Here is a 23,069-nt window from a genome sequence, read left to right as displayed (position 1 = left end):
TGGCTTAGCGGCTCCCGGTCGTCTTTCTCCTGGTTTATTGTTCATCCCCTGCGACTTGGCACCCTGCCCCGGAAGTGCGCGGGAGAGACGGTTGAACCATCGGTCGCACCGGACCGTCGGGGGTCAGCGATGAGTCTGCGGCAACTGGGCGCGCAACTCGCGAACCTCCGCCTCGAGCGCATGCACTCGGTCCAACAGGGTCACCATCAGGGCGACGCTGTGCGTATCCAGATCGAAATCCTGGCGTAGACGGCAGGCCGTGCGCAGTGTCACGACGCAGTCGGCCCGGAACGACCAGGGTTCGACCTGCGGGTCGGCAGGATCGAGAATGCCGGCCTCGACCCACTCGCGCAGCTCCGATTCCGTCAGTCCCGAGAGTTCGACGACCTCGGTCAGGGAGCACATGCGATAGTGGTGCAGCCACAGGGAATCTGCTGGTCCTTCCGACATGGCCTACCTCCGTTCGAAATGGCGGCGCGGATCGAACTGTGATTTCTCGGCCAGCGCTTCGAACAGCTTCCGCTCGTCGTCGCTGACCGTCGTCGGTACCGCGATTTGCACGATCGCGAACAGGTCGCCCGCACCTTCATGAGGTTTGGGGAGACCCCTGTGGGCCACGCGCAGTCGTTGTCCACCGGTGGTGCCGGACGGTATCTTGAGCCGCACATCCCCTTTAAGGGTGGGTACCTGGACGGTCGTGCCAAGCACGGCTTCCCAGGGAGTCAGCGGAAGATCCAGGTATAGATCGTGGCCGCTGACACGGAAGAGCGGATGCGGTTCCAGCGAGATGTTCAGGTATAGGTTGCCAGCGCGACCGCCGTTCAGTCCTTTGCCGCCCTTGCCCGAGAGGCGCAGCCGCTGCCCTTCGGTGGCGCCCTTTGGAATGCGGGCTTTGACCGTATGTGGCACCCGGTGTGCGAAGCCGTGGGTATCGTACTCGGGAAGTTCCAGCCGCAGGTCCAGCTCGCTGCCATCGCAGGCCTGTTGCAGCGTGATCTTGACATTGACCTCGTAGTCTTCGCCGGGGATGGGGTGGCGGCCACCGCTGGCAGCTCCGCGAGGGCGCGCTCCGCCGAAGGTGGCGAACAGATCCGAGAGGTCGATGCCCTCGAACGAAAAATCGCGCTCGCTGAACTGCTGTTCCCATCCCGGGGGCGGGCGGAAATCCTGGCCGGGCTGATGACTGCCCAGTTGGTCGTAGGCGGCTCGCTTTTCCGGGTCCTTGAGAACTTCGTAGGCCTCGGCGACTTCCTTGAATTTCTCCTCGGCGTTGGCTTCCTTCGAGACGTCCGGATGATACTTGCGGGCCAGCTTGCGGTAGGTTTTCTTGATGTCCTCCGCCGTCGCCGTCCGCTCGAGGCCCATGACCTTGTAATAGTCCTTGTACTTCATGGGGTCAGCTGCCAGCGGGGTGTTTCCATATGTCGTCCATGATAACGCCGGCAGCGCCGGATCACACTCCCGATATAGACAAAACAGTCGCCGGGCTACACCGGCTTGATCAAGCTCGGATCATAGTCTGCCGGCGCTTCGAAACCGAGCAGATTTAGAATCGTTGCGGCAACGTTCGACAGACCGGGTGCCGCCAGATCGTCGCGCAGGGCATAGCCGGGGTGGCTGGCCGCCGAGATCAGCACGAAGGGCACCGGGTTCAGCGTGTGCGAAGTCTTGGCCTTCGTGCGGCCGTCGGCGTCGCGCTTGACGTTCCCTTTCTTGTCGAGTTCGTACATCTCGTCGGCATTCCCGTGGTCGGCGGTGATGATCACGGTGCCATTGACGGCAAGGACGGCCGGAATCAAGCGCGCCAGTTGCAGATCGAGGCCCTGCATTGCGGTCACGGCGGCCTCGAAGTTGCCGGTGTGGCCGACCATGTCGCCGTTCGCGTAGTTGACGCGAAGGTAGCGGTAATGCCCGCTCTGGACGGCTTCGATCAGCGCGTCGGTGATCTCGGCACATTTCATCCAGGGTCGCTGCTCGAACGGCACGACATCGCTCGGGATCTCGACGTAGGTCTCGGTTGCTTCGTCGAACTTGCCGGACCGGTTGCCGTTCCAGAAGTAGGTGACGTGCCCGTACTTCTGGGTTTCGCTGATGGCATACTGACTGATGCCATTGCGGGCCAGATACTCGCCCAGAGTGCGGTCGATCGCCGGCGGTTCGACCAGGAAGCGCGCCGGCATCTTGGTGTCGCCGTCGTACTGCATCATGCCGGCATAGGTCACCCGTGGCACGGTGCCGCGATCGAAGGCCGCAAGGTGCTCTTCGGTGAACGCCCGCGAAATTTCGATCGCCCGGTCGCCACGGAAATTGAAAAGCACCACCGCGTCGCCGTCGACGATCGGGCCCAGCGGCTTGCCGTCGGCAGCGATCACGAAGCCGGGCAGATCCTGGTCGATTACCGCGGCTTCCGCGCGGTACGTCTCGATGGCCTCACGGGCACTGGCAAAGGCGCGCCCCTCGCCGCGCACATGAATCGCCCAGCCGCGCGCGACCATTGACCAATCCGCCTCGTAGCGGTCCATCGTGATCTGCATGCGACCGCCGCCGGACGCGATCGCCACGTCGAAACCGCCGTCGCGCAGGCCGGCCAGAAACAGCTCGAACGGATCGACATAGTCCAGCGCCGAGGTCTCGCCGACGTCGCGGCCGTCCAGCAGGATGTGGATGCGGACCCGTTTGACGCCTTCTTCCTTGGCCCGGATCAGCATCGCCTTCAGATGGTCGATGTGCGAATGCACATTGCCGTCCGAGAACAGTCCCAGGAAGTGGAGCGTACCACCGCTCTTCGCGGCGCCGATGACGTCCGCCCAGGCCTGTCCGTGCCACAGGCTGCCGCTGGCGATCGACTCGGCCACCAGCTTGGCGCCCTGCGCGAACACGCGGCCGGCACCGAAGGCGTTGTGGCCGACCTCGCTGTTGCCCATGTCCTCGTCGCTGGGCATGCCGACGGCGGTGCCGTGGGCGCGCAGCGCGGTCGTCGGACACGTCGCCATCAGCCGGTCCAGTGTTGGTGTGCGCGCGGACTTGACGGCATCCCCGTCCTCACGCGGCGAAATGCCCACGCCGTCGAGGATCACGGTGACGAGCGGGCCGGGGCAGGGGCTGAAACGGGCTGATTTCTCTAGCTTCATGGATGACCGTGGGTTGGGATTGCGGTGACGGGCAACTTGGCCACCGGGGCCAAAAAAAAGGACCGGCGATTCCTCGCAAGTCCTTTTTTCTTATTTGGTGCCGAGGGTCGGAATCGAACCGACACTGAGTTTCCCCAACCAGATTTTGAGTCTGGCGCGTCTACCAGTTTCGCCACCCCGGCGTATCAGCGCGGTAGTATAGAAAATTAAGTCCCGGCGCGCCAGATGCGCCTTGTCTATCGTCCCTTACCATTCAAACCCGCCATGCGGAGAAGCGATCTCCATTACGAACTCCCCAAACACCTGATTGCCCAGGAACCCTTGTCCGAGCGCAGTGCCAGCCGCCTGTTGGTGCTGGACGGGGCGACCGGAAGCGTGCAGGACCGGATGTTCCGCGATGTTCCTAGTTTGTTGCGCCCCGAAGACCTGCTGGTTTTCAATGACACCCGGGTGATCCGCGCGCGCCTGTTCGGCCGGAAGCCGTCCGGGGGACGGGTCGAAGTGCTGGTCGAGCGGGTCCTGTCGGATCGACGCGCGCTGGCGATGCTACGCGCCAGCAAGATTCCGCGAAGCGAATTCACGATCCTGCTCGACGGAGGTTACTCGGCAACGGTCGTCGCGCGCGAGGATCAACGGTTCCTGCTCGAGTTCGCCGCCGGTCACTCGGTGTCCGAGGTGCTCGAGGCGATAGGCCACATTCCCTTGCCACCGTACATCGAACGTGCCGATCAACCGGCCGATGCGATGCGCTACCAGACGGTTTACGGCTGCCGTCCCGGGGCAATTGCCGCGCCCACCGCGGGCCTGCATTTCGACGAGGACGTACTGCGGACTCTGACCGAGCTCGGCATCCGCCAGGGTTTCGTGACGCTGCATGTCGGCAGCGGCACGTTCCAGCCGCTCCGGGTCGACGATCTGAATGATCACCCGATGCACAGCGAGGAATGTGAGGTGGATGAGCATCTGGTCGGGCAGGTGCGCGCGACCCGCGAACGTGGCGGACGTGTCGTCGCGGTCGGGACCACGGTCGTGCGCTCGCTGGAGACCGCGGCCCGCGATGGCGATCTGCAGGCTTATCGCGGGGCGACCGATCTTTTCATACGCCCCGGCTTTTCGTTTCGCTGCGTCGATGCGCTGATCACGAACTTCCATCTGCCCGAATCGACCCTGCTGGCATTGGTCTGTGCCTTGGCCGGATATCATGAGACCATGTCGGCCTATCGGCATGCGGTCGACGCCCGCTACCGGTTCTTCAGTTACGGCGACGCGATGTTCGTCACGCCGAAGATCCGACGATAAATCGCATCGCCACCCGCGCCGGCTTGCGTGTAATGGCCTCCCGGTTCGCGCCCAGCCACTGAGGGGGGCCTCCGGCGACCGCGACGCCCCGCCTGTACCTCGCCGAGAACAATCCTAGCCATCATGGACCGAAAATCACCCGAAGCGCTCCGCCAGTTCAGTCCGGGTCGCATCGTGATTCCGATTCTGCTGGGGCTTGGCATCGTCGGCTATGTGCTCTACGGAGAGTTCGCCAAGAGCGGCAAACAACTCGAGGAGGCCTGGTCGGCGGTCGACTGGAACTCGCGCACCTACTTCTGGCTCGCGTTCTCGGTGGCGATGGTGCCGGTGCGCGAGTTCGGCTACATCTGGCAATTGCGGCTGTTGACGGATCGCCATCTCAGCTGGGCCAGCTGCTTCCAGGTGGTCGTGCTGTGGAATTTCTTCGCGGCGGTATCGCCGTCCATCATCGGCGGCACGGCGGTCGCGATTTTCATGCTGCTGAAGGAAGGGCTCAGCGTAGGGCGGACCACGACGATCGTGTTCACGACGATCTTCCTCGATCAGGTGTTCTATACCGCGATCCCTTTGTACGTCAGTTTCTTCGTGCCGCAGGACGACATCTTCGCGCCACTGTATCGGGTCAGGTCCGACCTGCTGGGTACGAGCATGGTTGCGGGGTTCTGGAGCGCCTGGGGTTCGCTGCTGGTCTATGTGCTGTTCCTGATCGCGGCGCTGTTCGTGGCTCCGCGCCTGATCCACTGGTGGCTCGCCAAGCTGTTCGGTTTGCGCTGGCTGGCGCCGTGGCGCGAGCGCGGCCTGCACATGGCGAACGACCTGCTGGTCGCGTCGGGAGACCTTCGGCGGCGGCCCCTGCGTTTCTGGCTCGCGGTGTGGGCCGCGACCTCGCTGGCCTGGCTGGCGCGCTACTGGATCCTGAACGGTCTCGTCGGAGCCTTCGCCACGACGCCGCTCGGCTTCTTCGACTTCGTGCTGGCATCTGCGCGTCAGGCCGTGCTCTGGGTGCTCATGGTGCTCTCGCCGACGCCCGGCAGTGCGGGCATCGCGGAACTCGGCTTTTCCTGGATGTTCGGCGATCTGCTGCCGGTAGGCACCGCGTTGTCGGTGGCCATCCTGTGGCGCCTGATCGGCTACTACCCCTATCTGATCGTCGGTGTGCCGGTCATGACGCGCTGGATCACCCGCGTCTACGGGCGCGACGTGCGTTGAACGAACGATGAACGATTTCACCCTGCATCCGCGTCTGGCGGGCGACTGCCTGACGCTGGGCACCCTCCCGCTGTGCCGGGTGTTGCTGATGAACGACCGGACCTATCCGTGGCTGATCCTGGTGCCGCAACGCAACGGGATAGCGGAAATCTGCGAGCTGACGGAAGCCGACCAGCAGGTGTTGATCGCCGAGTCGTCCAGTGTGGCGCAAGCGATGCTGACCCTGTTCAAGCCCGACAAGCTCAACATCGCGGCGATCGGCAATCTCGTGCCCCAGCTACATGTGCACCACGTGGCGCGGTACCGCAGCGATCCGGCCTGGCCGGGCACGGTCTGGGGCCGCGACCGGGGCGAACCCTATCCCGCGGAACAGGTCGGTGAGTTGCTGCGGGCCTTCCTGCGCCACCTGCCGGATCTGCAGGCATCTGTATGACGGTGGATGTGCCGCTGGCCGGGTCGAGCCCGGTGTCGTGCCGCATCGGCTGCGGCGCCTGCTGCGTCGTCATCTCGATCTCCAGCGCCATCCCCGGCATGCCCCATGGGAAACCGGCCGGCGTGCGGTGCGTGCAGTTGACGGAGGATAACCGCTGCGGTCTGTTCGGTCTGCCCGAACGGCCGGCCATCTGCGTCAGCTTTCGCGCCAGCCTGGAACAGTGCGGGGACCGGGACGAAACGGCCTACCGGAACCTCGCCTGGCTGGAATCGGCTACCGCCTGAGCAGCGGAGGAGGCCTCGTCAGGCATTCGGGCGTCACGGCCTCTCCATCGATCACGTGCTCGTCTTGAGCGCAGGGCTGGCCGGCCTTACTTCCCCAGCGCCGGCGCCGTCACGCCCGCGTATACCGTTGTCGCGTTGAATTCCTTGCTCTCCTGGCGATAGGGCAGGCCGTCGCTGCCGATCCAGATCCTGCTGGTGCCGGAGTCTCGCGGCGCGCTGGCGAGGGTGGACGTAAAGCTGTAAATCACGGTCGACATCGGACCGATCATTTCGGTGCCCGTCTGCCTGCAGTCACGCATTTCCTGGCCGGCTTTCTCGATGCTGGCCGGATCGGTCAGTATCTTGGCCATGGCTGACGGCATCATGCGCCAGGTCGCGCCGTTCTTCAGGTAGAGCATGTCGCCCAGCTTGATGATTTCGTAGGTGTAGCCATCGCTCAGAACCTTGCGGTCATGCACCATCGGTGCGCGCCACTGGGCCTTGCCGGCGTCGACGATCGGTTGGCAGGCAGTGTCGGTTGCCAGTGCAGGTCCATTGCCCAGCAGTAAGGCGAAGGCGCAGGAGCTTGCGGAGATGGATTTCATAAGCTGTTCATGCCATGAGCGCAGGGTGAGCGTTTGTGAGCCGCCAGCGCGGGCCTCGGGGTGAGATCAGTCTTGCAAGTCTGCCGATGATGGGTCCACCCCTGATGGAAGCCCCTGCCGGCCAGTCCAGTCCCGGGCGAACTGCCAGGCCGAACGCCCGCTGCGCGATCCGCGCTGCAGGGCCCAACGCAAGGCTTCCGCCCGAACCTCATCCCATGCGCCGCTCGGTCCGCCGAGCCTGTCCAGCCAGTGACGCACGACCTCCAGATACTCGTCCTGGGTGAACGGGTAGAACGACAGCCAGATCCCGAAGCGCTCCGACAGCGAGATTTTTTCCTCTACAGCTTCTCCATGATGGATCTCGCCGTCGACGCTGCGCGTGGCGAGGTTCTCGTGGTGGTACTCGGGCAGCAGGTGACGACGGTTCGAGGTCGCATACACCAGCACGTTCCCACCGAGCGCGCTGACCGAGCCGTCGAGCACGGCTTTCAGGGTCTTGTAACCCGACTCATCGGCCTCGAACGACAGATCGTCGCAATACAGGATATAGCGCTCGGGGCGGCCCTCCAGCAGTTCCATGATGTCGGGCAAATGGGTCAGGAGCGCCTTGTCGACTTCGATCAAGCGCAGCCCCTGCGGGCTGTATTCGTGCAGCAGGGCCTTGACCAGCGAGGATTTGCCCGTCCCGCGCGAGCCCCACAGCAGCGCGTTGTTGGCCGGCAGCCCGGCGAGGAACTGGCGCGTGTTGCGGGCCAGTTCCTGTTTCTGGGAATCCACACAGCGGATGTCGGCCAGCCCGATCCGGTGCGGATGCCGGATGCCCTTCAGCGCGATCCCGCCGTCGGTAGCCAGGCAGCGGAACGCGATGTGGCCGTCCCAGGCAAAGCGAGGCACCTCGGGCGCCGGGAGCCGGGTCTCGATACGCGCCAGCAGTCGCTCCGCCTGCGTCAACACCCGCCCAAGCTGAGCGGCTTCGTCGCTGCGGCCTCGCCGTCTCATGGACGTTCTCTGCAATGCCCGGCCGGCCGTCAGGCAAGCTTCCGAAACTTGATCCGGTGCGGCGTGTCGGCGTCCTGACCGAGACGGCGCTTCCGGTCGGCCTCGTAGTCCGCGTAATTGCCTTCGAACCAGACCACTTTGCTGTCGCCCTCGAAGGCCAGCATGTGCGTGGCGATTCGGTCCAGGAACCAGCGATCATGCGAGATGACCACGGCGCAGCCGGGGAAGGCCAGCAGCGCTTCTTCGAGCGCCCGCAGGGTTTCCACGTCGAGGTCGTTGGTCGGTTCGTCCAGCAGCAGCAGGTTGCCGCCGCTCTTCAGCAGCTTGGCCAGGTGGACGCGGTTGCGCTCGCCCCCCGACAGGTCGCCGATGCGCTTCTGCTGGTCCTGCCCCTTGAAGTTGAAACGGCCGCAATAAGAGCGCGATGGCGTCTGGTAGGTGCCGACCGTGACCATGTCCAGTCCGTCGGAGATTTCCTCCCAGACGGTCTTGTTATCGTCGAGGTGGTCGCGCATCTGATCGACATGACCGATCTTGACGGTTTCGCCGATCCGGATCGTGCCGGAATCTGGCTTCTCGGTCCCGGCGATCATGCGGAACAGCGTGGTCTTGCCGGCCCCGTTCGGGCCAATGATGCCGACGATGCCGCCCGGCGGCAGCCGGAAGCTCAGATCGTCGACCAGCAACCGGTCGCCGAAGGACTTCCGCACGTTCTCGACCTCGACCACCATATTGCCCATGCGCGGGCCGGGCGGAATGTAGATTTCCTGGGTTTCGTTGCGCTGCTGCATCTCGACCGAGGACAGTTCCTCGAAGCGGGCCAGACGGGCCTTGCTCTTGGCGTGGCGCCCCTTGGGGTTAGCCCGCACCCATTCGAGTTCCGACTTCATCGCCTTCATCCGGGCGCTTTCGGTTTTCTCTTCCTGCTCCAGGCGACGTTCCTTCTGGTCCAGCCACGAGGAGTAGTTGCCTTCCCACGGGATGCCCTGTCCGCGGTCCAGTTCGAGGATCCAGCCGGCGACGTTGTCGAGGAAATAGCGGTCGTGGGTGACGGCGATGACGGTGCCGGGGTACTGGTGCAGGAAGCGCTCCAGCCACGACACCGACTCAGCGTCGAGGTGGTTGGTGGGCTCGTCGAGCAGCAGCATGTCGGGATTGGACAGCAGCAGGCGGCACAGTGCGACGCGGCGCTTCTCGCCGCCGGACAGCTTGGTGACGTCCGCGTCCCAGTCAGGCAGGCGCAAGGCGTCGGCCGCGATTTCCAGCTTGCGTTCCAGTTCCCAGGCGCCGGCGGCGTCGATCTTTTCCTGCAATTCCGCCTGTTCGGCGAGCAGCGCATCGAAATCGGCGTCGGGATCGGCGAACGCATTGCTGATCTCGTTGAAGCGGTCCAGCAGCGCCTGCGCTTCGGCCACGGCTTCGACGACGTTGCCGCGCACGGTCTTCTCAGGGTCCAGGCGCGGTTCCTGGGGCAGGTGGCCGATGCGGATGCCTGGCTGCGGCCGTGCCTCGCCGTCAAAATCCGCGTCTTCGCCGGCCATGATGCGCAGCAACGAGGACTTGCCCGAGCCGTTCAGGCCGAGCACGCCGATCTTGGCGCCCGGATAGAAGGACAGCGAGATGTTCTGCAGGATGGTCCGCTTGGGCGGGACCACCTTGCTGACACGATTCATGGTATAGATGTATTGGGCCATGGCTTGCCGAGGAATGGGGTTTCGAAAACCCGTTATTATTTCACGGCAGACGCCCTCCGCGCACCGCGTACCGTTTTCGAATCAACGGAGTTGCCACTGAACACGCGCCTGCTCAGCCGTATCGACGAGCTGTCGCCGGAGGTCTGGAATGCCCTGTCGGTTGAGCCTTACCCGTTTCTCCGTCACGAATTTCTGCACGCGCTCGAGGCGCACGATTGTTTGGGCCGTTACGTCGGCTGGTTTCCTCGTCATCTCGTCTGCGAAGAGGATGACGGTCGTCTGATCGGTGCACTGCCGATGTATCTGAAGGCCAACTCGTTCGGCGAATTCGTGTTCGACTGGTCCTGGGCTCACGCCCATGAGCGCTGCGGTCTCAAGTATTACCCGAAGGCCGTCATCGCGTCGCCGTTCACGCCGGCCAACGGCCCACGGCTGCTGATCGCTGCGCAGGCCCCCCGCGAAACCGCGGCGACGGCGCTGATCGATGCCGCCCTCGCTGCTGCCCGCAAGCTCGGCCTGTCTTCCGCACATTGGCTGTTCGGGACGGACCCCGAACTGGCTGCACATCCCGAACTGCTTGCCCGCAAGGGCTGCCAGTTTCATTGGGAGAACCCGGGCTATCGCGATTTCGAGGATTTTCTCGATACGCTGACGGCGAAGCGCCGCAAGGAGATCCGGCGCGAGCGACGGCAGGCCGCCGCAGCGGGGCTGTCGATCGAGCGGCTTACCGGCGATCGCGCCAGCGACGGCGACTGGCGACAGTTTCACCGGCTGTACCGGATCACTTTCGACAAGCACGGCAATCATGCGGCGCTGACACGCGCCTTCTTCTCGGGGCTGGGGGAGGCCATGGGCGCTCAGGTCTTGTTGACGGTCGCGCACAAGGGCGGCGAGATCGTCGCCGCGGCCTTTTTTCTGGTGGGCTCGGACGCCTTGTACGGCCGCTACTGGGGTGCCGAGGACGAGGTGCCCGCGCTGCATTTCGAGCTGTGCTACTACCAGGGCATCGAATACTGCATTCAGCAGGGCCTGCGGCGCTTCGAACCCGGCGCTCAGGGCGAGCACAAGGTCAGCCGCGGTTTCATGCCGCGGCCGACCTGGTCCTACCACTGGATTGCCGATCCCGAACTGCGGGTCGGGATCCGGCACTTCGTGCAGCGCGAGGCCCAGGATGTAGACGCCTACATGGCTGCACTGGCCGGACGTTCGGTTTATCGCCGGGAGGCGGGATGCTGAAGGTGCTGAATCCGCACGATCGTAACCAGCCGTTTCCGCCGGTCGAATCGGCGCTTGAGGATCCCAATGGCTTGCTGGCCATCGGCGGGTGCCTTTCGGTGCGACGCCTCGTCAACGCCTACCGCCACGGCATTTTTCCGTGGTACTCGGTGGGCGAGCCAATTCTTTGGTGGTCGCCCAATCCGCGGCTCGTCCTCGAACCCGAAGGTTTCAATCTGTCGCGGACGTTGCGGCGGTCCCTTCGGCGCGAGGAGTTCCAGTTCAGCTGCGACCGCGCCTTCGAAGGTGTGCTGCACGCGTGTTCCGAGCCGCGCGCCTACGCTCAGGGCACCTGGCTGACACCGGAGATGAAGCGCGCCTACGTGGAAATGCATCGGCAGGGCTATGCCCATTCGGTGGAAGCCTGGCAGGGGGACGAACTGGTTGGCGGGCTTTACGGCGTCGCGATCGGGCAGATGTTCTTCGGCGAGTCGATGTTCCATCGCGTCGACAACGCATCCAAGGCGGCTCTGGCTTTCGCCTGTGCCGCGATGGCGCACTGGGGCTACCGCCTGATCGACTGCCAGGTGCATACGCCGCATTTGATGAGTCTGGGCGCGCGGGAGATCGCCCGCGCCGAGTTCGTGACGCTGCTGGGCCGGCATCGCGACGCGAAGGTCGACCCGTCTGCCTGGAAGGACTGCCGCGTCGCATGGCTCTGACGGCGATTTCGGCTCGCTGCGGTCCGCCCCATGCATGCCCGTATCTGCCTGGCCGCGTGGCGCGCCTGGCCTGGGTCGACCCTGCCTGGGCGGCGGTTCCCGGGGTCTATGGCGCGCTAGTCGCCCAGGGCTTTCGCCGCAGCGGCGGCGACGTCTATAGGCCCCACTGCGAAGCGTGTGCGGCCTGCATTCCGGTTCGCCTCCCGGTTGCGGCGTTTGCGCCGGATCGCTCCCAGCGTCGGACTTGGCGCCGGAACGCCGATCTGACCGTGGCCGAAACCGAAGCGGAGTTCCGCGACGAACATTATCGTCTCTACCTCCGCTATCAGCGGTCCCGTCACGCCGATGGCGGCATGGCGGGCATGAGTCCGGACGAATATCTCGGCTTCCTGAGCTGCGACTGGCAGGACACCGTCTTCGTCGAATTTCGGCGGCAAGGCCGGTTGCTGGCGGTGTCGGTGGCCGACCGGGTGCATGCAGGACTGTCAGCTGTTTACACGTTCTTCGACCCCGACGAGCACCAGCGCGGGCTGGGCACTCATGCCGTGTTGTATCTGGTCGAACGCTGCCGGGCCCTGGATCTGGCCTGGTGCTATCTCGGTTACTGGATCGAAGGCAGTCGGAAGATGGACTACAAGCGCCGCTTCCGGCCCCTGGAAGGCCGGGTAGGCGGGTCGTGGGTTCCGCTCGCGGAGGCAACGGGCCGGGGGGCGTTCGCGGAAGCATCGCACTCGTAACGGGCGATTCGCACCGCTCGGTGCCTTCCGCGGACCCGCCGCCATGGCCTCAGCGCCACGAAAGGATGGCAGAATGGCGGCCAGCCGATAGGCTCCCATCGCCCTCGGGCGACTCGAATCTCATGCACGCTCGAATCTCATGCACGTGACGCCTGCCTCGGATGAAACCCTGTTCGTACCCCTCGGGGGTACCGGCGAGATCGGCATGAACCTGAACCTCTACGGTCATGACGGCTGGTGGCTGGCGGTGGATGTCGGCATCACCTTCGGGGGCGACGACTTTCCGGATTACGACGTGATGATGGCCGATCCGGCTTTCATTGCGCACCGCCGCGAGCGCTTGGCGGGGGTCGTGCTGACCCATGCCCACGAGGATCATCTCGGCGCGTTGCCCTATCTGTGGCGGCGGCTGCGCTGCCCGGTCTATGCGACCCCGTTCACGGCGGCGCTGGCGCGCTTCAAACTGGCGCGGGCCGGCATCGACGATGCTCCGGTGACCGAGATCGGACTCGGCGAACGCTTCGAGGTCGGCCCGTTCGCCGTTGAATACATCGGCATGACGCACTCGATCCCGGAACCGAACGCGCTGTTGATCACGACGGCGTGCGGCGCAGTGCTGCACACCGGCGACTGGAAACTCGACGACGATCCGGTCATCGGCCGCCGCTACGACCACCGACGCCTGCTGTCGCTGCGGCGCGAGCCGCTACTCGCCGTCGTCTGCGATTCGACCAATGCCGTCGTGCCCGGCAGCACCGGTTCCGAGTCCTCGCTGTTCGCTCCGCTGCGGGAAGTGGCCGAGCAGTCCCACGGGCGCGTGCTGGTCACCGCGTTTTCGAGCAACATCGCGCGTCTGGTCACGCTGGCGCGGGTGGCCAAGAGCGTCGGCCGCCGGTTCGGTGTGATCGGCCCGGCCATGGAACGGATGGTCGCTTTCGCCCGCGGCGCCGGCTACTGGCCGGACGATCTGCCCGACCTCGTCGACCCGCGCCATCTCGGCTTCCTGCCACCCGGCGAGGTGCTGGCCGCATGCACCGGCAGCCAGGGCGAAGCCACGTCCGCGCTGGCGCGTATCGCGACCGATCGCCACCCCTATTTGCTGCTGGACCCGCGCGACACCGTGATCTTCTCGTCCCGCATGATTCCCGGCAACGAGCGTTCGGTGGAGCGCTTGCAGGCCCACCTGAAACAGCACGGCGTGGAGGTCGTGACCGACGCCCACGCCCACGTGCACGTTTCGGGACATCCCGCCGAAGCCGATCTGCGCCGACTCTACGACTGGGTGCGGCCGCCGGCCGTGATCCCGGTGCACGGGACGCCGCGCCATCTGGCCGCCAATGCGGCGATTGCGACCGACTGCCATGTGCCGACGGCCTGCGTGATCGAAAACGGCGATGTGTGCCGGCTCGCGAAAACGGGGCCGGAGGTGCTGGGACAGGTGGATGTAGGGCGGCTTAGCGTGACCGCGGACGGGCAGTTGTCGCGGGTGCCGGCCGACGTGTTACGCACCATGCGCCGGACCGCGCACTGAGTCGACCGCACGGTTCAGGGCCCCGCCGCCCGCTGGTGCCGCAGGGCATCGACCATCACGCCGACGATCGCCACGTTGATGACCAGCGCGGCGACCGACAGCCAGCCGAAGCCCCGCGTCATCTCGTAGATCTCGAAAGGGATGTAAAGACCGCCACTGCCGGCGGCCAGCCATTCCGCCCAGCGCCGCTCCCGCCACAGCCCATAGGCTTCGATGAAGCGGACGGTGCCGTAGGCCGCGGCCAGTGCCGCAAGCGTCCAGAGTCGCGCATCCGTTAGCTTTCCCGCGGCATCGAGAAAGATGCTGGGATAGTGCTTGGCGGGATTCAGGTGAAAGTGCGTCAGCAACTCCGCCGCTATGGCCTGCACGTCTTTGTGCATCAGCGACAGGATGCCAAACCCCGCCAGGAACACCACTGCGCCCTTCGAGGCTTCGAAAAGGGCGATGCCGCGGACGATGGAGGATGTGTTTGCGGGCGGTGGGGGTGCTGCGCGAGCCATGTCAGTAAAGGCGGCCTGTAGCCGGCGTTGTGGTTGTACTGCTCGGGGGTACGAGTGTCCCGTTTGTCTGCGTTCGCTTTCAGTCTGGTTCCCAAATATCTCATGCCGATGATCGCCATCGTGCGCCAGGGACCCAATCAGGCCGTGCGGGGGGTGCAGCTCCCGCTTTGACCGTTCCCAAACACCTTGTCTATCGCCTCATGCAATGCTAAATTCGGTGCGAAATTAAGCATCATAGGGGAAAGCCGTGTCACAGATCAGCCCTTCAGAAGACATCCGCTCCGTCACCGATCTGAAGCGCCATACGCGCGAAATCCTCGACCATCTTCATGCGACGGGTAGGCCGGTCATCCTGACGGTGAACGGGCGTGCCAATTCCGTGTTGCTGGATGTCCGCGCTTACGAAGAGCTTCTGAGGGCGGGAAATATGGCCGAGTTGTTGACACCAGCCGAACGCGATATCGAAAGCGGAAAGACCCGTCCGATGCGCGAATTCATGGAAGAGTTCAAGAGTGGAAAGGACATACAGGGTTGAGATTACAGCAACGGCCGAGGCCGATGTTGCCGACATCTGGGACTACATAGCGCAGGATAGTCCCGCGGCGGCATCGGCCTTTATCCTGCGTTTGGACGAGCAGATCGGCGCCCTGGAACGGTTCCCCAAGCGCTGCCCTCACATTCCGGAGAGCGGCCTTCTTGGCGACCGATATCGCCATTTACTGTTCGGTCACTATCGGGCTATCTTCAAGATTACCGGTGATTACGTGATCGTGCTCCGAGTGTTGCACGGCGCCCGGTTGCTGGATACGAAGATGCTGAAAGGGGCATCAAGATAGCTCCAGGCGGCCAACAGGGAGCAGGGCGAGGGTTCACTTTTTCTATTAATTCCAGCCTGGCCCATTTTTTTCGGGTGGGAGATGTTGTAACGCGAGAGTTGGCCTCGCGTACACCGATAAAAAACCTGAACCCGTTCCGTTACCTTCTTGGGTTCTGAGCAAAAAACCTACGATACGTACAGATCAGATGTATTTTTTAGCATATCTGCTCGACTGGGCCCCTCTGGTTAGTGCGCTTGCGACCACGGTGGCTGTCTTGGTTGCGCTATTTCGAGAGAGTCTTTTTCTGTGGATTCGACGGCCGCGGTTTGAGATCAGAGTTGTTCAGTCAGCCCCAGACTGTCTTCGGATACGCCAGGACCTTGCTACTAGCATTCTTTCTGGCCAGGGCCAAGTAATACCAGCTTCTGTAGAGGCTAACCCCTATTGCGTTCGCATTTGGGTAAAGAATGTCGGAAGATCTACAGGAGTGCGGGTGCAGGTATTTGTTGATAGAGTTGAGCAAAAATGCGCCGATTCAAAATTTCGCGTCCTCGATAAGTTTCAGCCGATGAATCTTTTGTGGGCGCATACGGGCGAGGTTTTCTCAGAAGGGATAGCGCCAAGAATGGGACAACATTGCGATCTCGGTTACGTATACCCGCCCGGTATGCGGCATGCCAGAATTATTCGGCCTGCGGAGCTTCGAGATGGTAAAACACACTTTCAAATGCAGACCCAAGTGAGACCTTATATCGGCAGCTCAAGCCTTGAGCCAGGAGACTATGAAATTCATTTACTGGTGGCGGCAAGCAATGCCGAGCCTCATGGTTTTGTCGTTGAGCTTAAGCTAAGCGGAGACTGGCTTGATGATGCACGACAGATGTTCTCGAAGGGAATCGGCGTGACTGTTAGAGGCGGAAAGAAAACTTAAAATTTAATCAGTTCATATTGGTCGGTAGGTTTGGATGAGGCATGGGCCCTTTCGGTGTCAGGTACGAGACTGCGAATAGCTTGCGGATAAATCGGTAAGTCTAGAATGTCCGGATCCTGCGTTACAGAAAGGCGGCTTCCAGTTCCGCTCACGTTCGGTTGCGGTTCGCGAAGCATCCACGAGGTGTGAGATGAGCAAGCGATATTCCGGATCTTGCCTGTGCGGTGAAGTGCGGTTCGAGGTGGACGGCGAGTTTGAGCGCTTCTATCTCTGCCATTGCGAACATTGCCGCAAGGACACGGGCTCGGGCCACGCCGCCAATCTGTTCTCGTCGACGGCTCGTCTCAGCTGGACCGCCGGCGCGGAAAAGGCAACCTCGTTCAATCTACCGGGTACGCGACACAGGAAGTGCTTCTGTTCCATCTGTGGGTCAGCCCTGCCGTACGAAACGGGTGACATGCTGGTCGTTCCTGCAGGTTCTCTCGATGTGCCTGTGGCTCTCAGGCCCGACGCGCATCTTTTCGTTGCGAGCAGAGCGGTCTGGGATCAGAACTTTGACACTGTGCCTGCTTTTGACCGCCTTCCGCCGTGAGCGGTGCCTAAACGGTCAATCCTCGGAAGGGCCTACTCATGAGTCGGTCGACGGGCAGACCTGAGTCACGTCCGGAGCGCGATAGAAGTCTGCCAGCTACTCGTTTTGTTGCAGCGCCGATGAACGGTTGACGAAAGAAAAAAGGGGCCTGGCTCGGGCTCGGATTAGCTCCCTTGCCAACGGTGGCACTCGCTTAATCTCTCGACGTCCCCTGAACGTCGGCCGCAGCCAAAGTCCAGAGCTATACCCAGTTCTCTAGCTGCAAGCCCTCGACACGCGCGAACTCGGCCTGGTTGTTCGTCACCAGCGTGGTGCCGAGGGCGAGGGCATGGGCCGCAATGAGGGTGTCGAGGGAACCGATGGGCTGACCTCGTTTCTCCAGGGCAGCACGTACTTCCCCATAGCGCCAGAACGCGTCGGCATCGAAGGCTTTGATTTCCAGCGGCGCAAGAAACTTTTCGAGCGCGAGCCGGTTCCGTTGCGATCCGGTCTTGGCGACGCCGAATGCCAACTCCGCCGCGGTGATCGCCGAGATCCCGATGTCACCGATCGCGTTGTCCCGGAACCGTTCGAGTACGTGGGCCGGTCGGGCGTTGATGATGTAGATGCAGATGTTGGTATCGAGCAGGTACTTCACGGCGCCAGATCGGAACGAACCTGATCGTCCGGTTGCGAGCGTTCGAGCCTAAACCCGGGTTCGAACTCGTCCAGAGCTTCTTCCAACACTTGCCACGGGTCTGTCATCGGCAACAGCAAGACCCCGTTTCCGCAGCGCTTGACGATGACTTCCTTTCCTTCAAAACGGAAAGCCTTGGGTAACCGAACCGCTTGACTGCGTCCGGACGTGAACAGTTTTGCGGTCTCCACGGGACGCCTCGTTAAGTGATAGCTACCAAATGATAGCTATTGGCGTGCGCTTAAGCAACTGAACGAGGGAGTCCTGCACGGGCGGCCGGAAGCGTCAGGCACCGCCCATCCCCCGGCCTTCTCCGGCGCCGGCGTCCCCTCGGCCTCCGGCTTGTTCTTTCCCGACCAGTCCATCAGCACGACGAAAACGTCGGATTGAATTACGCCGCGAGGCAGGTCGAATCCAGGTTGCGGATGACGGAGTTCTGTGATTGAAAAGGAACCTCACGCTGGCCCCGCTCTCCTCACAAGTGGCTCTGCGACTACGCAGGGAGGCGCAGCATACCGCTCGTCCGCTGTCGCGCCTTTCCCTTTGCTGTGCCCCTTCGCAGCGGGCTGTCCGCCGGGTTTCTCTGCGGAGAAGATCAAAAATGACGGAGTAGGAGGCGTGTCCGCGATAGTCTGGCGGACTTGCCCGAAGATCCGGGCGGGTTTGTTTATCCTGTATCTAGCTCGCGCAGTAAACCCTTGCCGCCCTCGGCGCATAGATCCCGAGCGTCAAGAATTCAAAAAGTCCATCAGTTGCCGTGTAGGTTGCTTCCACTTTGACGACTTTACTGGAATCACCACAGATTTGTGCAGCATCTATCGATTCTGTTTGCCCGACCCCGCGGAAAATGAAGCTTTGTTCTTGTTGCTTTGTCGGTACCGATGATGCTGAAGCGCTCGGATTGATGTAAAAGGTCTGCGTTGCGCAGCCAGTAGCCAATAAGGCGCTCGTTATCACTAAACTCATCACTTTCATCGCCGTGTCCTCTAGCGTTAGGAAAATTACCGATTCGATATATTCATGCTCGAACTTGCGCCTAAAACGTGGCCCCAATTCTACCGGAACCCGTGAGGCATGTGGGGCCAGAGAATTTCGGCCCGGATTGTAAATCCTTTTGTTGGTCCTATTGGCCGTCTAATTGGTGCTTCGTTTACTCACTACGCATGATGGCTGCCGGAAACGCGTGATCCAGTAACGATCGCGAATCTAATCCTCTCGGGAAAGACAACAATGTCGCTCTCGGAATAACCGCTGACATCATTCCGTCAGAATGTCTTGGCGTCCACGATCGTCCGGCCCCGGCTATCCCCTGACGTTCTCCGGCGCCGGTGTCCCCTCGGGCTCGGGCTTGTTCTTTCCCGACCAGCCCATCATCACGACGAAGAACATCGGAACGAACAGCACCGCGACGCAGGTCGAGCCCAACATGCCGCCGACGATGCCGGCGCCGACGGAGTTCTGGGCGTGCGCACCGGCGCCGGTGGCGGTGACCAGGGGCACCGCGCCCAGGATGAACGCGATGGACGTCATCACGATAGGCCGGAAACGCAGCTTGGCGGCGTGGATCGCCGCATCGCGGTAGGACATTGCCGCTTTTTTGACGCCCTCGATAGCGAACTCGACGATCAGGATCGCGTTCTTGGCCGACAGGCCGATCAGTGTCAGCAGGCTGACCTGGAAGTACAGATCGTTCGGCTTCTGGAACACGAGCAGCACGAAGGCGGCGCCGAACAGGGCGAAGGGCAGGGCCATCACGATCGCGATCGGTAGGCTCCACATCTCGAACAACGCGGCCAGGATCAGGAACACCATGATCAGACCCAGCGACAGCGCGACGGCGGACTGGTTGCCGGCGATTTGCTGCTGATAGGCGAGCCCGAACCACTTCACGTCGTAGCGGTTGCCGAGGACCTTCGGCACTACGTCCTCGATGATGTCCATGATTTCGCCGGACGTGTGGCCATTGTCCGAATCCGGGTCGACGACGATCTGGCTGGCCAGGAAGTCGTTCAGACGCGTCACGACTTCCGCACCCGTGGTCTCGGTCAACTTCATGATGTTGCCGGCCGGAACCATTTCGCCGGCCGAGTTCTTGATGTAGACGGTATTCAGCAGTTCGGGATTCTTGCGGTAATCGTATTCGCCAGTGATCTCGACCCAGAACAGGTCTGCCCACTTCGTGAAGAAGGTGATGTAGTACAGGCCGAAGATGCCCTGCAGGGAGTTGTAGGCGCTCTTGAAATCGACCTTGTAGTAGTAGGCCTTCTCGGGATCCACATCGACGCGCAGTTCCGGGGTGTCGATCTCGTAGAACTGGCTGGCGCGCTTGACCGAGGGGTAGTTCTTCTCCAGATATTCGACCAGCTTGACCGAATCGTCGTGGATTTCCTTGATCGAGACCGGCTGCGTCGCCTGCAGGTAAAACGTCACGCCGCCGGACGGGCTCAGCCCGCGGATCGGTGGCTGGTTGAACGCATAGCCGTTGATGTTCTTGTTTTCGCCATTGATCTTCGTCGTTTCCTCGATGGCCGTGTCGATGGTCTGATGGACCATGTCGCGTTTGTCCTCATCGTTCAGGACGCCCATGATGGTCGACGTGTTGGTCTTGAACGTGCCGTTGTCGATGATGTCCTGTGAGCCCATCACGACCAGGCGGTCCAGATAGGGAATGCGCTTCATCATCTCGGCGGCGATTTTGTTCGCTTCGTCGACGCTGTATTTCAGCGCGCCGCCCGGATTGACGTGCGTCACGTTGTAGAAATAGCCCATGTCTTCCAGAGGGATCAGCGAGGTCGGGATCCGCAGGAACATCGCCACGGTCGCCACCAGGACCACTGCCCAGACCGTCAGACCGATCTTGGCATGGTCGATGAGCCAGATCACCGTCGACATATAGCCGTTCTGGAGTTTCGCGAAGCCGGCATCGAACCAGCGAAAGAACACGAACTTCGGTTTAGATGCGTCGTGCTTGACGTTCTTCAGGAAGATCACGCACAGCGCCGGTGTCAGCGTCAGCGCGACGAAGCCCGAAATCACGACCGAGATTGCGATGGTCACGGCGAACTGCTGCATCATCGTGCCGCTGAATCCGCCCAGGAACGCCACCGGCACGAAGACCGCGTTCAACACCAGCACGATCGCGATGACCGGCGCCGAGACCTCCCGCATGGCCTTCACCGTCGCATCGAAGGAGTTCAGCTGGTCCTCCTCCATGATGCGCTCGACGTTCTCCAGTACGACGATGGCGTCGTCCACTACGATACCGATCGCCAGCACCAGGCCGAACAGCGACAGTGTATTGATGATGAACCCGCTGGCATAGATTCCGGCGAACGCGCCGATCACGGCGACCGGGATGGCCAGGATTGGAATGATGGTGCCGCGGAAATTCTGGATGAACAGGAACACCACCGCGAAGACCAGCGCGAACGCGATCAGCAGCGTGACGACGACGCCCTGGATGGCTTGATAGACGAAGATCGACGAGTCGTAGTGGTAGAAATATTTGATACCCTTCGGCAGGAACTGGTCGATGCGCGACATCGCCGCGGCGACGGAGGCTTTGGTCTCGAGCTGGTTGGCGCCAGGGACCAGATAGAGCTGCAGCGACACCGCCTCGAAGGTCTTGACCTCGCCGGTTTTCTCGTCCCGTTTGTGGACGTGGAAGTAGTTGTTGTAGTTGTTCGCATCCAGTTCGACCCGCGCCACATCCTTGAGCTTGACGATCTGGGCGTTGCCCGCCAGGCTGAATTTCGCGGCTTCGACCTGATCAGGGTTATTGAGCGGTACCTCGTTCTTGCCGTCCAGATTGGCCCGCAGCACGATGTTCTCAAACTGCTTGACGTCGGTGTAATAGCCAGTGGTCGTGATCAGGAAGTTCGACTTTTCCGGCCCATAGGTGGGCGGCATTGCGTTTTGCCCGACCGCGTACTGATCGCTCTGGTCGCGGACCTTTTCGATGATCTCGGGGATGCCGATCTTGTAGAAGGCCAGGCGCTTCGGGTCGACGTTGATGCGGATCGCGTAGGAACGTTGACCGAGAATGTTGACGAAGCCGACGCCGTGGATCTGTTCGATCACTGGGTAGATGTAGCGCTGCACGTAGTTGGCGATATACAGCGGGTCGGGTGAGCCGGTTTCCGTGTAGAAGGGGATGACCTGGAACAGGTCCGGGATCATCTTGCGGATACGGATGCCCTGCGCCCGGGCCTGCTCGGGAATATAGGAATTGGAAGCCGTCAGCGAGCGGTTCAGGGTATCCGCCTCGACGATGCCGAGGCTCGTGCCCACGTTGAAGTAGACGTTGATCGACACGCTGTTGCTGCCGTTCTGGCTGGCCGACTGCATGTAGATCATGTTTTCGGTGCCGGCGATCTGGTCTTCGATCGGCGCGGCGACGGCGTTCGCGATCGCCTCCGCGCTGGCGCCCGGGAATGTGGAGTTGATGTTCAGCACCGGCGGAATGATCAGCGGGTACTGGTCGATCGGCGCATTCAGCGCGGCCATCACGCCGCCGATCACGATCATGATGGAGCAGACGATCGCCAGCACCGGGCGACTGATGAAGGTCTCGGAGATCACCGGTGCGCGTCCTGTGGGCTGTCAGTCGTCGGCGTGGACGAACTGGGGTCGCGGTCGCTCTTCAACTCATCCACGGCAATCGGATCACCGTCGGCGATGCGGACGCCGCCGTTGGTGATGACGATCATGCCGTCCTGCAGGCCCGCATCGACCAGTTGCGTTCCGTCCGTCAGGTACTTGCCGGCCGTGACGCGGTGCTTGCGGGCGTTATTGCCGTCCTTTACGAAGATGTACGAGGATTCGCGGTCGCGGAAAATGGCTTCCTGCGGTACCGCGTAGGTCTTCCTGACGTAGAGGTTCCGGAGGTAGACATGCACGAACTGTCCCGCCAGCAGCTTGTTGCGGGGTAATCGGGTGTTGTCGATCGTGGCGCGCAGTTGCCAGACGCCGTCGGAGAACGAGACCCGGATGTCCTTGAACTCGACCCGCCCGGCGTTGGCAATACGGGTGCCGTCGGCCAGTTCGAGATCGACATTGAAGCGATAGTCGTCAGGTACCTGATACAGCCTGTCCAGCTTTCCGTTCTCGATGGCCAGGCGGTCCAGTTCCGGCATCGAGAACGCGACATACATCGCATCCTGCGAGTTGATGACGTTGAGTTGAGTCTGGAAGGCCGTAACCATCATGCCGGGCGAGATCATGCGCTCCGAGATGTAGCCCGAGGCGGGTGCCCGCACCGTGCAGTACTCCAGATTGAGTTTGGCATTGTCGATGTTGGCGATATCCGTCATGACATCGCCGACCGCCGCCTGATAGCTGATCAGCGCGGTGTTGACTTCCTGGATGGAGGTCACATCCTTTTCGGTCAGGCTCGCATAGCGGTCGTAGATGATCTTGTAGTTGTCCCGGGCCGCCTTGTCCTTCTGCAGTCGTCCTTCGAGGCTCTTCAGCGCAAAGAGGTAAGGGCGCTTGTCGATCTCGTACAGCGGCTGATCCTTCTGCACGTAACCGCCTTCCTTATAGAGCTGCTTGAAGATCGCGCCGCTGATGCGCGGGATCACCGGATAGTCGGTGACACCCTGGACGACACCGGGGTACTCATAGATGTATTCGATGTCGTGCCCGTAAACCTGTTGGGCATTGACGTGCATGGTCGGGTCCGGAGGGGGCTCCTCCTTTTTGCAGGCCGTCGA

24 protein-coding genes and 1 tRNA gene are annotated in these 23,069 nt (G+C 62.3%); 12 read left to right on the top strand and 13 right to left on the bottom strand.

What is annotated here, in order from left to right; genetic code table 11:
* Positions 1 to 123: 123 nt before the first annotated feature.
* From BWR02_RS01260 to BWR02_RS01245, 4 genes are all read right to left on the bottom strand, one after another.
* Positions 124 to 450: a chaperone modulator CbpM gene (locus tag BWR02_RS01260; RefSeq protein WP_139555952.1), complete on the bottom strand. Its 327-nt coding sequence runs from the start codon at positions 448 to 450 to the stop codon at positions 124 to 126.
* Between the two features lie 3 nt (positions 451 to 453).
* Positions 454 to 1,392: a DnaJ C-terminal domain-containing protein gene (locus BWR02_RS01255; RefSeq protein WP_139555951.1), complete on the bottom strand. Its 939-nt coding sequence runs from the start codon at positions 1,390 to 1,392 to the stop codon at positions 454 to 456.
* Positions 1,393 to 1,487: 95 nt separating this feature from the next.
* On the bottom strand, positions 1,488 to 3,131 hold the full coding sequence (gene gpmI / locus BWR02_RS01250; protein WP_139555950.1) for a 2,3-bisphosphoglycerate-independent phosphoglycerate mutase: 1,644 nt from the start codon (positions 3,129 to 3,131) through the stop codon (positions 1,488 to 1,490).
* 95 nt (positions 3,132 to 3,226) lie between these two features.
* Positions 3,227 to 3,313: transfer RNA gene (locus BWR02_RS01245), tRNA-Leu, on the bottom strand.
* Between the two features lie 82 nt (positions 3,314 to 3,395).
* Between BWR02_RS01245 and queA the strand changes: the two genes are divergently transcribed.
* The 4 genes from queA (at position 3,396) to BWR02_RS01225 (ending at position 6,356) form a co-directional block, all read left to right on the top strand.
* Entirely contained in the window at positions 3,396 to 4,430 is a 1,035-nt protein-coding gene (gene queA, locus BWR02_RS01240) for a tRNA preQ1(34) S-adenosylmethionine ribosyltransferase-isomerase QueA (RefSeq protein WP_139555949.1), read from the top strand.
* Between the two features lie 123 nt (positions 4,431 to 4,553).
* Positions 4,554 to 5,639: a lysylphosphatidylglycerol synthase transmembrane domain-containing protein gene (locus BWR02_RS01235; protein ID WP_139555948.1), complete on the top strand. Its 1,086-nt coding sequence runs from the start codon at positions 4,554 to 4,556 to the stop codon at positions 5,637 to 5,639.
* A 7-nt stretch (positions 5,640 to 5,646) separates the two neighbouring features.
* Positions 5,647 to 6,072, top strand: coding sequence for an HIT domain-containing protein (locus tag BWR02_RS01230; RefSeq protein WP_139555947.1), 426 nt, complete (start codon positions 5,647 to 5,649; stop codon positions 6,070 to 6,072).
* Positions 6,069 to 6,356, top strand: coding sequence for a YkgJ family cysteine cluster protein (locus BWR02_RS01225; RefSeq protein ID WP_139555946.1), 288 nt, complete (start codon positions 6,069 to 6,071; stop codon positions 6,354 to 6,356). The genes BWR02_RS01230 and BWR02_RS01225 overlap by 4 nt, the downstream gene beginning before the upstream one ends.
* Positions 6,357 to 6,442: 86 nt before the next feature.
* Here BWR02_RS01225 and BWR02_RS01220 read toward each other — a convergent pair whose 3' ends face one another.
* The 3 genes from BWR02_RS01220 to ettA all read right to left on the bottom strand — a co-directional run bounded on the left by BWR02_RS01220 (position 6,443) and on the right by ettA (position 9,633).
* Positions 6,443 to 6,940, bottom strand: coding sequence for a hypothetical protein (locus tag BWR02_RS01220; protein WP_139555945.1), 498 nt, complete (start codon positions 6,938 to 6,940; stop codon positions 6,443 to 6,445).
* A gap of 66 nt (positions 6,941 to 7,006) precedes the next feature.
* Positions 7,007 to 7,939, bottom strand: a complete 933-nt coding sequence (locus BWR02_RS01215; protein ID WP_139555944.1) for an ATP-binding protein — start codon at positions 7,937 to 7,939, stop codon at positions 7,007 to 7,009.
* A 29-nt stretch (positions 7,940 to 7,968) separates the two neighbouring features.
* Positions 7,969 to 9,633, bottom strand: coding sequence for an energy-dependent translational throttle protein EttA (gene ettA / locus BWR02_RS01210; protein ID WP_139555943.1), 1,665 nt, complete (start codon positions 9,631 to 9,633; stop codon positions 7,969 to 7,971).
* A gap of 90 nt (positions 9,634 to 9,723) precedes the next feature.
* Here ettA and BWR02_RS01205 point away from each other — a divergent pair, with 90 nt between their 5' ends.
* The 4 genes from BWR02_RS01205 to BWR02_RS01190 all read left to right on the top strand — a co-directional run bounded on the left by BWR02_RS01205 (position 9,724) and on the right by BWR02_RS01190 (position 13,838).
* Positions 9,724 to 10,869 carry a GNAT family N-acetyltransferase gene (locus BWR02_RS01205; RefSeq protein ID WP_236101807.1) on the top strand — a complete coding sequence of 382 codons (1,146 nt, stop codon included), beginning with the start codon at positions 9,724 to 9,726 and terminating at the stop codon, positions 10,867 to 10,869.
* Complete coding sequence (gene aat / locus BWR02_RS01200; protein WP_139555942.1) at positions 10,863 to 11,570, top strand: leucyl/phenylalanyl-tRNA--protein transferase; 708 nt, start codon at positions 10,863 to 10,865, stop codon at positions 11,568 to 11,570. Before BWR02_RS01205 ends, aat begins: the two co-directional genes overlap by 7 nt.
* Positions 11,561 to 12,307 (top strand): arginyltransferase, encoded by a 747-nt coding sequence (locus tag BWR02_RS01195; protein ID WP_139555941.1) that lies wholly within the window; start codon positions 11,561 to 11,563, stop codon positions 12,305 to 12,307. Before aat ends, BWR02_RS01195 begins: the two co-directional genes overlap by 10 nt.
* Before the next feature lie 145 nt (positions 12,308 to 12,452).
* Entirely contained in the window at positions 12,453 to 13,838 is a 1,386-nt protein-coding gene (locus BWR02_RS01190; RefSeq protein WP_139556197.1) for a ribonuclease J, read from the top strand.
* Positions 13,839 to 13,852: 14 nt separating this feature from the next.
* Here BWR02_RS01190 and BWR02_RS01185 read toward each other — a convergent pair whose 3' ends face one another.
* On the bottom strand, positions 13,853 to 14,338 hold the full coding sequence (locus BWR02_RS01185) for a DUF2127 domain-containing protein (RefSeq protein ID WP_139555940.1): 486 nt from the start codon (positions 14,336 to 14,338) through the stop codon (positions 13,853 to 13,855).
* 247 nt (positions 14,339 to 14,585) lie between these two features.
* On the opposite strand from BWR02_RS01185, the gene BWR02_RS01180 reads away from it, so the two are divergent.
* The 4 genes from BWR02_RS01180 to BWR02_RS01165 all read left to right on the top strand — a co-directional run bounded on the left by BWR02_RS01180 (position 14,586) and on the right by BWR02_RS01165 (position 16,679).
* Positions 14,586 to 14,873 carry a type II toxin-antitoxin system Phd/YefM family antitoxin gene (locus tag BWR02_RS01180; protein ID WP_139555939.1) on the top strand — a complete coding sequence of 96 codons (288 nt, stop codon included), beginning with the start codon at positions 14,586 to 14,588 and terminating at the stop codon, positions 14,871 to 14,873.
* Complete coding sequence (locus BWR02_RS01175) at positions 14,851 to 15,174, top strand: type II toxin-antitoxin system RelE/ParE family toxin (RefSeq protein ID WP_162559961.1); 324 nt, start codon at positions 14,851 to 14,853, stop codon at positions 15,172 to 15,174. Before BWR02_RS01180 ends, BWR02_RS01175 begins: the two co-directional genes overlap by 23 nt.
* Before the next feature lie 475 nt (positions 15,175 to 15,649).
* Complete coding sequence (locus tag BWR02_RS01170) at positions 15,650 to 16,087, top strand: hypothetical protein (RefSeq protein ID WP_139555937.1); 438 nt, start codon at positions 15,650 to 15,652, stop codon at positions 16,085 to 16,087.
* 190 nt (positions 16,088 to 16,277) lie between these two features.
* Positions 16,278 to 16,679, top strand: a complete 402-nt coding sequence (locus tag BWR02_RS01165) for a GFA family protein (RefSeq protein WP_139555936.1) — start codon at positions 16,278 to 16,280, stop codon at positions 16,677 to 16,679.
* A 241-nt stretch (positions 16,680 to 16,920) separates the two neighbouring features.
* Here BWR02_RS01165 and vapC read toward each other — a convergent pair whose 3' ends face one another.
* The 5 genes from vapC to BWR02_RS01140 all read right to left on the bottom strand — a co-directional run bounded on the left by vapC (position 16,921) and on the right by BWR02_RS01140 (position 23,027).
* Entirely contained in the window at positions 16,921 to 17,316 is a 396-nt protein-coding gene (gene vapC, locus BWR02_RS01160; RefSeq protein ID WP_139555935.1) for a type II toxin-antitoxin system tRNA(fMet)-specific endonuclease VapC, read from the bottom strand.
* Positions 17,313 to 17,546: an antitoxin gene (locus BWR02_RS01155; protein WP_139555934.1), complete on the bottom strand. Its 234-nt coding sequence runs from the start codon at positions 17,544 to 17,546 to the stop codon at positions 17,313 to 17,315. Before BWR02_RS01155 ends, vapC begins: the two co-directional genes overlap by 4 nt.
* A gap of 487 nt (positions 17,547 to 18,033) precedes the next feature.
* Positions 18,034 to 18,330, bottom strand: a complete 297-nt coding sequence (locus BWR02_RS01150; RefSeq protein WP_139555933.1) for a Bor family protein — start codon at positions 18,328 to 18,330, stop codon at positions 18,034 to 18,036.
* Positions 18,331 to 18,657: 327 nt separating this feature from the next.
* Positions 18,658 to 21,936: an efflux RND transporter permease subunit gene (locus BWR02_RS01145; protein ID WP_139555932.1), complete on the bottom strand. Its 3,279-nt coding sequence runs from the start codon at positions 21,934 to 21,936 to the stop codon at positions 18,658 to 18,660.
* Positions 21,933 to 23,027, bottom strand: a complete 1,095-nt coding sequence (locus BWR02_RS01140; protein WP_162559960.1) for an efflux RND transporter periplasmic adaptor subunit — start codon at positions 23,025 to 23,027, stop codon at positions 21,933 to 21,935. Before BWR02_RS01140 ends, BWR02_RS01145 begins: the two co-directional genes overlap by 4 nt.
* Between the last annotated feature and the right edge of the window lie 42 nt (positions 23,028 to 23,069).

Origin of the sequence: Methylotetracoccus oryzae (assembly GCF_006175985.1) — a bacterium.
Classification (GTDB): domain Bacteria; phylum Pseudomonadota; class Gammaproteobacteria; order Methylococcales; family Methylococcaceae; genus Methylotetracoccus; species Methylotetracoccus oryzae.
The sequence above is the reverse complement of the archived record's forward strand: the minus strand, read 5'-3'. Positions and strand labels throughout refer to the sequence as shown.